The organism is Halomonas caseinilytica, from assembly GCF_001662285.1.
GTDB classification, from domain to species: Bacteria; Pseudomonadota; Gammaproteobacteria; order Pseudomonadales; family Halomonadaceae; genus Halomonas; species Halomonas caseinilytica.
In genome coordinates this window covers 227010-235231 of the sequence record NZ_BDEO01000002.1, presented here as the reverse complement: position 1 = coordinate 235231, position 8222 = coordinate 227010, and the positions used below count along the sequence as shown (strand labels likewise).

General features: G+C 66.1%; 8 protein-coding genes and 1 pseudogene. 4 read left to right on the top strand and 5 right to left on the bottom strand.

Annotated features, from left to right (window positions below; translation table 11 throughout):
* Nucleotides 1–1329, top strand: a pseudogene (locus tag HSDC_RS05175) (aldehyde dehydrogenase family protein); the annotation flags it as partial.
* A 92-nt stretch (nt 1330–1421) separates the two neighbouring features.
* Here the strand turns inward: HSDC_RS05175 and HSDC_RS17015 are convergent.
* From HSDC_RS17015 to gatC, 5 genes are read right to left on the bottom strand one after another with little or no spacing between them, the layout of a single operon-like run.
* Nucleotides 1422–1829, bottom strand: coding sequence for a tautomerase family protein (locus HSDC_RS17015; RefSeq protein WP_258027405.1), 408 nt, complete (start codon nt 1827–1829; stop codon nt 1422–1424).
* On the bottom strand, nt 1750–2301 hold the full coding sequence (locus HSDC_RS05165; protein WP_064698886.1) for a cupin domain-containing protein: 552 nt from the start codon (nt 2299–2301) through the stop codon (nt 1750–1752). Before HSDC_RS05165 ends, HSDC_RS17015 begins: the two co-directional genes overlap by 80 nt.
* Nucleotides 2302–2323: 22 nt before the next feature.
* Nucleotides 2324–3778, bottom strand: coding sequence for an Asp-tRNA(Asn)/Glu-tRNA(Gln) amidotransferase subunit GatB (gatB, locus tag HSDC_RS05160; protein ID WP_064698867.1), 1455 nt, complete (start codon nt 3776–3778; stop codon nt 2324–2326).
* Nucleotides 3778–5238 carry an Asp-tRNA(Asn)/Glu-tRNA(Gln) amidotransferase subunit GatA gene (gatA, locus tag HSDC_RS05155; RefSeq protein WP_064698866.1) on the bottom strand — a complete coding sequence of 487 codons (1461 nt, stop codon included), beginning with the start codon at nt 5236–5238 and terminating at the stop codon, nt 3778–3780. Before gatA ends, gatB begins: the two co-directional genes overlap by 1 nt.
* A 45-nt stretch (nt 5239–5283) precedes the next feature.
* Nucleotides 5284–5571 (bottom strand): Asp-tRNA(Asn)/Glu-tRNA(Gln) amidotransferase subunit GatC, encoded by a 288-nt coding sequence (gatC, locus tag HSDC_RS05150; RefSeq protein ID WP_064698865.1) that lies wholly within the window; start codon nt 5569–5571, stop codon nt 5284–5286.
* A gap of 170 nt (nt 5572–5741) precedes the next feature.
* On the opposite strand from gatC, the gene HSDC_RS05145 reads away from it, so the two are divergent.
* The 3 genes from HSDC_RS05145 to mreD are packed head-to-tail and all read left to right on the top strand — an operon-like array spanning nt 5742 to nt 8217.
* Nucleotides 5742–6779 (top strand): rod shape-determining protein, encoded by a 1038-nt coding sequence (locus HSDC_RS05145; RefSeq protein ID WP_064698864.1) that lies wholly within the window; start codon nt 5742–5744, stop codon nt 6777–6779.
* 58 nt (nt 6780–6837) lie between these two features.
* A complete protein-coding gene (mreC, locus tag HSDC_RS05140; RefSeq protein ID WP_064698863.1) occupies nt 6838–7728 on the top strand; it encodes a rod shape-determining protein MreC in 891 nt (296 codons plus the stop codon).
* Complete coding sequence (gene mreD, locus HSDC_RS05135; protein WP_064698862.1) at nt 7729–8217, top strand: rod shape-determining protein MreD; 489 nt, start codon at nt 7729–7731, stop codon at nt 8215–8217. It abuts the gene before it with no gap.
* Nucleotides 8218–8222: the final 5 nt, after the last annotated feature.

Genomic DNA, 8222 nt, shown 5'->3' with positions numbered 1-8222 from the left:
CGCAACCCATGCCGACTGGCGGGCGCTGGCCGTCACGCTGGTCGAGCAGGGTCTCGAGACCCGTGCCTATATCGACGATGCCTTCGTCGCGGCCATCGGCGGCGAGACCTTCGCCACCGTCAATCCGGCCACCGGTGAGCCGCTCGCCGAGGTGGCCAGCTGCGATGCCGCCGATGCCGAGGCGGCGGTGGCCGTGGCCCGTCGCGCCTTCGAGGGCGGCGAATGGTCGCGGCGCGCGCCGGGCGAACGCAAGGCCGTGCTGCTGCGCCTGGCCGAACTGATGGAGGCGCACCGCCACGAACTGGCGCTGCTCGACAGCCTGGACATGGGCAAGCCGGTATCGAGCGCCATGGGCGACATGGCCGGCGCCATCGGCTGCATTCGCCACCATGCCGAGTCCATCGACAAGCTCTACGGCGAGGTCGCGCCCACCGGCGAGGACAGCCTGGGCCTGGTGCTGCGCGAGCCGCTCGGCGTGGTGGCCTCCATCGTGCCCTGGAACTTTCCTCTGATGATGACCGCCTGGAAGATCGGCCCGGCGCTGGCCGCCGGCAACAGCGTCATCCTCAAGCCCTCGGAGAAGTCGCCGCTCTCGGCGCTGCGCCTGGCCCAGCTGACCCGCGAGGCGGGCCTGCCGCGTGGCGTCTTCCAGGTGCTGCCGGGCTTCGGTCATACCGTGGGCAAGGCGCTGGCGCTATCCATGGAGGTCGACTGCCTGGCCTTCACCGGTTCCACCGGGGTCGGCAAGCAACTGATGCAGTATGCTGGCCAGTCGAACCTCAAGCGCGTCTACCTGGAATGCGGCGGCAAGAGCCCGAACCTGATCTTCGCCGACTGCAAGAACCTGGACCGGGTCGCCGAGCACGCCGCCGCGGCGATCTTCCACAACCAGGGCGAGGTGTGCATCGCCGGCTCGCGGCTGCTGGTCGAGAATACGATCCGCGAGACCTTCGTCGACAAGGTGCTGGCCGCCGCCGAGCGCATGCAGCCCGGCGACCCGCTGGACCCGGCCAGCTTCATGGGGGCGATCGTCGACGAGGTCTGGCGGTGTTCGGCTTCGACACCGAGGAGGAAGCCGTGCGCCTGGCCAACGACAGCGACTACGGCCTGGCGGCGGGGCTGTGGAGCCAGGACATCGACCGCATCATGCGCGTGAGCCGCCGGTTGCGCTCGGGGCAGGTGTTCGTCAACAACTGGGCGGACATGGACCAGACGGTGCCCTTCGGTGGCGTCAAGCAGTCGGGCAATGGCCGCGACAAGTCGCACCACTCGCTGGAGGAGTACTCCGACCTCAAGACCGTGTGGATGACGCTGACGCCCGCGCCCTGAAGCACGGCGAGGCCACGGGTACCGAGGGGTCCGTTGCCCCGAATGACCGGCTGCGGTGAAGCGCGGCCGGTCTTTTCATGCCGGGGGTGACGTCAGGAAGTCGATTCCTTGGCGGCACGGCGCTTGGCGACCGATTCGCCGGCCACGCCGAAGTCCTGGGTGGTAACGTCGGAGAGCAGGATGCGCACGCTCTCCGGCGTGCAGTCGACGGCATCGACGCAGGCGGCGGTGACTTTCTCGATCAGCGCTTCCTTTTGCTCGGCGCTGCGGCCTTCGATCAGCTGGATATTGACGATCGGCATGCTGTCTCCTCGAGTATGTGGAAAATGTTTCCAGATACTCCCATCGCTGCTGAAGACTGTCAAAGCGACGGGGCGAGCCGTCAGGCCGGCGAACCGGCCTGTGGAACTGCGAGAGAGCTCAGAAACTGCGGGCGGGCGTGGCGCAGCTGACCAGGCGGCAGGGCGCCTTGCCGATGTTGCGAAAGCGGTGGGGGACATTGGTGTCGAAGTAGTAGGCCTCGCCGGCACCGAGTGTCCGGGTCTCGGCGCCGATGGTGATCTCGATCTCGCCCTCCAGCACGATGCCGGCTTCCTCGCCCTGGTGGGCGATCATTTCGCGACCGGTGTCGGCGCCGGGCGGGTAGGTCTCGATCATGAAGCCGAGGGCGCGACTGGCGCGATTGGCGCCCACCAGCTTGTAGACGACATCGCCGCTGCCCACGTCGGCCAGCTCGTCTGCCGAATAGAACACCTGGTCACGACTCTCCAGGTCCATGGTGAAGAAGTCGCCGACGCTCATGGGGATGGCGTCGAGAATCTTCTTCAGTGAACTCACCGAGGGGCTGACCTTGCCCTGCTCGATCAGCGACAGGCTGGAGTGAGTCACCCCGCAGCGCTTGGCCAGTTCGCGCTGGGATATGCCTCTGAAGTTGCGAAGGGCGCGCAGTCGCGCGCCGACGTCGTCTGCCATGGTGTCTTCCTCGATCATTGCCTCAACACAGGGCATCGAGCTTTGCCTTCAGCATGGCGTTGACCTGCTGCGGGTTGGCGGTGCCGCGGGAGGCTTTCATCACCTGCCCCACGAAATAACCGATCATCTTGCCGCGCTTGTCCGGCTCGGCATCGCGGTACTGGGCGACCTGTGCCGGGCTGTCGGCGATGACCTGGTCGATCATGGCCTCGATGGCGCCGGTATCGGTGACCTGCTTCAGGCCCTTGGCCTCGATGATGGCATCGGCGGAGTCGCCCTCGCCGTGCCAGAGCGCCTGGAACACCTGCTTGGCGGCCTTGCCGTTGATGGTGTCATCCAGCACCCGGACGATCAGTTCACCGAGCCGGTCGGCCGATACCGGACTGTCGGTGATCGCCAGCCCCTCGCGATTCAGGGCGCCGGAGAGCTCACCCTGCACCCAGTTGGCGGCTTGCTTGGCGTCGCCGCAGACCTCCTTGACCCGTTCGAAATACTCGGCCATGGCGCGGCTTGCCGAGAGCACGCCGGCATCGTAGGCCGACAGCCCGAGCTCGTTCTCGAAGCGAGCGCGCTTGTCGGCCGGCAGTTCCGGCAGGGTATCGCGCAGATGGTCGACGTAGGCCTGGTCGAGCACCACCGGTAGCAGGTCGGGGCAGGGGAAGTAGCGATAGTCGTTGGCTTCCTCCTTGGTGCGCATGCTGCGGGTCTCGTCGGCCTCGGGGTCGTAGAGGCGAGTTTCCTGCACCACCTCGCCACCGTCCTCGATCAGCTCGATCTGGCGCTCGATCTCGAACTCGATGGCACGCTCGACGAAGCGGAAGGAGTTGACGTTCTTGATCTCGGCGCGGGTGCCGAAAGCTTCCTGGCCCTTGGGGCGCACCGAGACATTGACGTCGCAGCGCATCGAACCCTCGGCCATGTTGCCGTCCGAAATGCCCAGGTAGGTCACGATCGAATGGATGGCCTTGAGGTAGGCGGCGGCCTCCTTGGCCGAGCGCATGTCCGGCTCGGAGACGATCTCCAGCAGCGGTGTGCCGGCACGGTTGAGGTCGATGCCGGTCATGCCGTGGAAGTCCTCGTGGAGCGACTTGCCGGCGTCTTCCTCGAGGTGGGCATGATGGACCCGGATGCGCTTGGTGGTGCCGTCATCCAGGGCGATCTCCACTTCGCCGGGGCCGACGATGGGCTGATACATCTGGCTGGTCTGGTAGCCCTTGGGCAGGTCCGGATAGAAGTAGTTCTTGCGATCGAAGGCCGAGATCTCGGGGATCTCGGCGTGGATGCCGAGGCCGAACTGCACGGCCATGGCCACGGCCTGCTCGTTGAGCACCGGCAAGACGCCGGGCAGGCCCAGGTCCACGGCGCAGGCTTGACTGTTGGGCTCGGCGCCGAAGGCAGTGGAGGCGCCGGAGAAGATCTTCGAACGGGTGGCGAGCTGGACGTGGACCTCCAGACCGATCACGGTTTCCCATTGCATCAGGCGGACTCCTCGGCGAAGGCGGGGCGGCGCAGGTGCCAGTCGGTGGCTTGCTGGAACTGATGGGCGACGTTGAGCAGTTGTGCCTCGGCGAAGTGGGTGCCGAGAACCTGCAGGCCGACGGGGCGGTTGCCGGCGAAGCCGGCGGGCACGCTGATACCGGGGATGCCGGCCAGGTTCACGGCGATGGTGTAGATGTCCTGCAGGTACATCGACACGGGGTCCTTGTTGGCGCCCAGGTCGAAGGCGGGCGTCGGCGAGGCCGGCCCCATCAGCACGTCGACCTCGTCGAAGGCGTCGAGGAAGTCCTGGCGAATCAGTCGCCTGACCTGCTGGGCCTTCTTGTAGTAGGCATCGAAGAAGCCTTCGGAGAGGGTGTGGGTGCCGATCAGGATGCGTCGCTTGACCTCATCGCCGAAGCCTTCGGCGCGGCTGCGCTTGTAGAGGTCGATCAGGTCGGCGGGGTCCTCGCAGCGGTGGCCGAAGCGCACGCCGTCATAGCGCGACAGGTTGGAGGAGGCCTCTGCCGGCGCGATGACGTAGTAGGCCGGGATGGCATAGTGGGTGTGCGGCAGGCTGACATCCATCACCGTCGCACCCAGTGACTCGTAGACCTTGATGGCGTCGCGCACAGCGCTTTCCACCGCCGGATCGAGGCCGTCGCCGAAATATTCCCTGGGCAGGCCGATCTTGAGACCGGAGAGCGGCGCGTCGAGCTGGGCGGGATAGTCCGGCACGCCGCGTGCCGCGCAGGTGGAGTCGCGGCCGTCATGACCGGCGATGGCCTTGAGGAGCTGGGCGCAGTCGGCGGCCGAGCGAGCCATGGGGCCGGCCTGGTCGAGACTGGAGGCGTAGGCGATCATGCCGTAGCGCGATACCCGCCCGTAGGTGGGCTTGAGGCCGGTGATGCCGCAGAAGGCAGCGGGCTGGCGGATCGAGCCACCGGTGTCGGTGCCCATGGCGGCCGGCACCAGGCCCGCGGCCACGGCGGCGGCGCTGCCTCCCGAGGAGCCGCCGGGTACGGCGTTGAGGTCCCAGGGGTTTTTCACCGGGCCGTAGAAGCTGTTCTCGTTGGACGAGCCCATGGCGAACTCGTCCATGTTGGTCTTGCCGAGGCTCACGGTGCCGGCGTCGGCGAGCCTTTCCACGACGCCGGCGTCGTAGGGCGCGGCGAAGTTGTCGAGCATGCGCGAGCCGCAACTGGTCTTGACGCCCCGGGTGCAGAAGATGTCCTTCAGTGCCAGGGGCAGGCCGGTCAGCGGGCCGGCCTTGCCGGCGGCACGAGCGGCATCGGCTTGCTCGGCGGTGGCCAGGGCCTGCTCGGCGGTCACGGTGATGAAACTGTTGAGACGACCGTCCAGACGGTCGATGCGCCCGAGCAGGTCCTGGGTCAGCTCGCGGCTGGAGAACTCGCCGGCACGCAAGCCGGCGGCGAGTTCGGTCAAGGTCTTATCGTGCATGGGCCCTGGGCTCCGTGATGACATGGCGTTGACGGCGGTTCGGGGTCATTCGACGACCCGTGGCACCAGGTAGAGGCCGTTTTCCACCGCCGGCGCGCAACGCTGGAAGTCGTCGCGCTGGTCGGTTTCGGTCACTTCGTCGGCGCGCAGGCGCTGGGTGGCGTCAAGCGGGTGGGCCATGGGCGCGACGCCTTCGGTATCCAGTGCCTGCAGCTGGTCGACCATTTCCAGGATGCGACCGAGATCGTCGAGGTAATGGGCGGCTTCGCCCTCATCCAGGCCGAGGCGGGCCAGGTGGGCGGCCCTGAGAACGTCTGCATGTTCGATCGCCATGATCGGGTGTCCTCGCGGGGTGGAGAAAAGAGTGCAAAGTTATCACATCCATCCCTTTGCTGGCAGGGGCGTGACATGGCGTTGGTGCGCTGAGCGCTTGCCGCTACCGGGGCGCAGTGATACCGTTTGCTCCCGCACAGGGCTTCCGGACTGCACTAGGTAACGAGTTCATGTTCAAACGTTTGAGGGGGTTGTTTTCCAGCGATCTGTCGATCGACCTGGGAACGGCCAATACACTGATTTATGTCCGTGGCCGAGGGATCGTGCTCGATGAGCCTTCGGTCGTGGCGATTCGCCAGTCCGGCAGCATGCGCAGCGTTGCTGCGGTTGGCGCTGACGCCAAACGAATGCTGGGACGCACGCCTGGCAACATCACCGCCATTCGCCCGATGAAGGACGGCGTCATTGCCGACTTCACCGTCACCGAGCAGATGTTGCAGTATTTCATCCGCAAGGTGCATCAAAGCACCTTCCTGACGCCGAGCCCCAGGGTGCTGGTCTGTGTGCCCTGCATGTCGACCCAGGTGGAGCGCCGTGCGATCAAGGAATCCGCCGAAGGGGCCGGTGCCCGCGAGGTGTTCCTGATCGAGGAACCGATGGCCGCGGCCATCGGCGCCGGTCTGCCGGTCGAGGAAGCTCAGGGCTCGATGGTCGTCGATGTCGGCGGCGGAACCAGCGAGATCGCCATCATCTCGCTCAATGGCGTGGTCTACTCGGAATCCATCCGCATGGGCGGGGACCGCTTCGACGAGGCCATCACCGCCTACGTGCGCCGACACTACGGCAGCCTGATCGGCGAATCCACCGCCGAGCGCATCAAGGAAGAGATCGGCTGCGCCTACCCCGGCGGCGAGTTGCGCGAGATCGACGTGCGTGGCCGCAACCTGGCCGAGGGTATTCCGCGAAGCTTCACGCTCAATTCCCACGAGATCCTCGATGCCCTGCAGGAAACCCTGGGTGCCATCGTCGCCGCGGTGAAGAGTGCCCTGGAGCAGTCGCCGCCCGAGCTGGCGTCGGACATTGCCGAACGCGGTCTGGTGCTGACCGGTGGCGGTGCCTTGCTGCGTGACCTTGACAAGCTGATCGCCGAGGAAACCGGCCTGCCAGTGGTGGTGGCCGAGGATCCGCTGACGTGTGTGGCGCGTGGTGGCGGCAAGGCACTGGAAATGATCGATCAGCGCACCTTCGAGCTGCTTTCCAGCGACTGACCGGGGGAGGTTCCCTATCAAGCCGCTGTTCTCGCACGGGTCGGTGCCGGGGTATCGCATGCTGGTGTGTGCGATCCTCGCCGTTGCCCTGATGTTCGTCGATCTGCGCTTCTCGCGCATGGATACCGTGCGAGCCCAGCTTTCCACGCTGGTCGCGCCGGTGCAGTGGGTGGTGAGCCTGCCCAGCGATGTCCTCAACTGGGGGGCGCTCGTGCTGTCCGAGCAGCGTGCCCTGGTGGACGAGAATCGCCGTCTGCGCGAGCAGATCCTGACCCTGTCGCATCGTGTCCAGCGCATGGCCAGCCTGACCGCCGAGAACGTGCGTCTACGCGAACTGCTGTCGGCGACCCAGGAACGCGACATTCCCTTCATTACCGCCGAACTGCTCTCTCTGGATCCGGACCCCTTCACGCATCGCATGGTCATCGACCGTGGGCGTCGCGATGGGGTCTTCGTCGGCCAGCCCGTCATGGATGCGTCGGGGCTGGTGGGCCAGGTCACGTCGGTATCGGCCTATTCGAGTCGGGTCCTGCTGGTGGCCGATGCCAGTCATGCCCTGCCCATCCAGGTCAATCGCAACGGGCTGCGTTTCGTGCTTCAGGGGGCTGGTCGCTACCAGAGCCTCAACGTGCTTCATGTGCCCGATACCGCCGACATTCGTGAAGGGGATCTCCTGGTGACCTCGGGGCTGGCGGGGCGTTTCCCGCCGGGCTATCCGGTGGCCAGGGTGACGGAGGTGGTGCATGATCCCGGCGAACCCTTCGCCAGGGTCGAGGCGGATCCGGTGGCGAAGCTGCAGCGCTCCCGTCATTTCCTGCTGCTGTTTCCGCCCGAGCCGCGTTCCCCGGATGGCCGCGGCGGCTGGGTGGCCGATCTCGACCCGATAGCCGTCGAGGCGGCGCGTCGCCTCTTCGATGACGGGGACGAGAACGCCGAGGAGGAGGAGTAAATGGCTCGCACGACATCCGTCAGCCTGCCCTGGATCTGGTTGACGATGCTGCTGGCGCTCTGTCTGCAGGTGATGCCCCTGGCCGATGGCTGGCAGATCTGGCGCCCCGACTGGCTGGGCTTGATGCTGATCTACTGGTGCATGAAAGCGCCGGAGCGCGTCGGTGTTTTCCATGGCTTTGTGCTGGGCATTCTGCTCGATCTCATTGAGGGGGTGCCGCTTGGCCAGAACGCCTTGCTGTTGTCGCTGCTGGCATTTCTCAGTGCGCTGGTCTATCCCCGCTTTCGCGCCTATTCGCTGTTGCAGCAGGCGGTGCTGATTCTGGTCCTGCTGGGAACGGTGCAACTGGTGGAGCAATGGTTGCGCACCTTGTTGGGGCCGTTTTCCATCCACCTTTCCTTTCTGCTGCCTTCGGTGATAAGCGCGGTATTGTGGCCCTGGCTTACAACGCTGTTCCGGGCCTTGCGTCGTCGTGTCGCGAAAGGGTAATCGGA

Bases quoted from the DNA above. Each gene is read 5' to 3' on its own strand.
- HSDC_RS05165 (WP_064698886.1), bottom strand. From the start codon at position 2,301: ATGGCAGACGACGTCGGCGCGCGACTGCGCGCCCTTCGCAACTTCAGA.
- HSDC_RS05145 (WP_064698864.1), top strand. From the start codon at position 5,742: ATGTTCAAACGTTTGAGGGGGTTGTTTTCCAGCGATCTGTCGATCGAC.
- HSDC_RS17015 (WP_258027405.1), bottom strand. From the start codon at position 1,829: ATGTCCCCCACCGCTTTCGCAACATCGGCAAGGCGCCCTGCCGCCTGG.
- gatC (WP_064698865.1), bottom strand. From the start codon at position 5,571: ATGGCGATCGAACATGCAGACGTTCTCAGGGCCGCCCACCTGGCCCGC.
- gatA (WP_064698866.1), bottom strand. From the start codon at position 5,238: ATGCACGATAAGACCTTGACCGAACTCGCCGCCGGCTTGCGTGCCGGC.
- mreC (WP_064698863.1), top strand. From the start codon at position 6,838: ATGCTGGTGTGTGCGATCCTCGCCGTTGCCCTGATGTTCGTCGATCTG.
- mreD (WP_064698862.1), top strand. From the start codon at position 7,729: ATGGCTCGCACGACATCCGTCAGCCTGCCCTGGATCTGGTTGACGATG.
- gatB (WP_064698867.1), bottom strand. From the start codon at position 3,778: ATGCAATGGGAAACCGTGATCGGTCTGGAGGTCCACGTCCAGCTCGCC.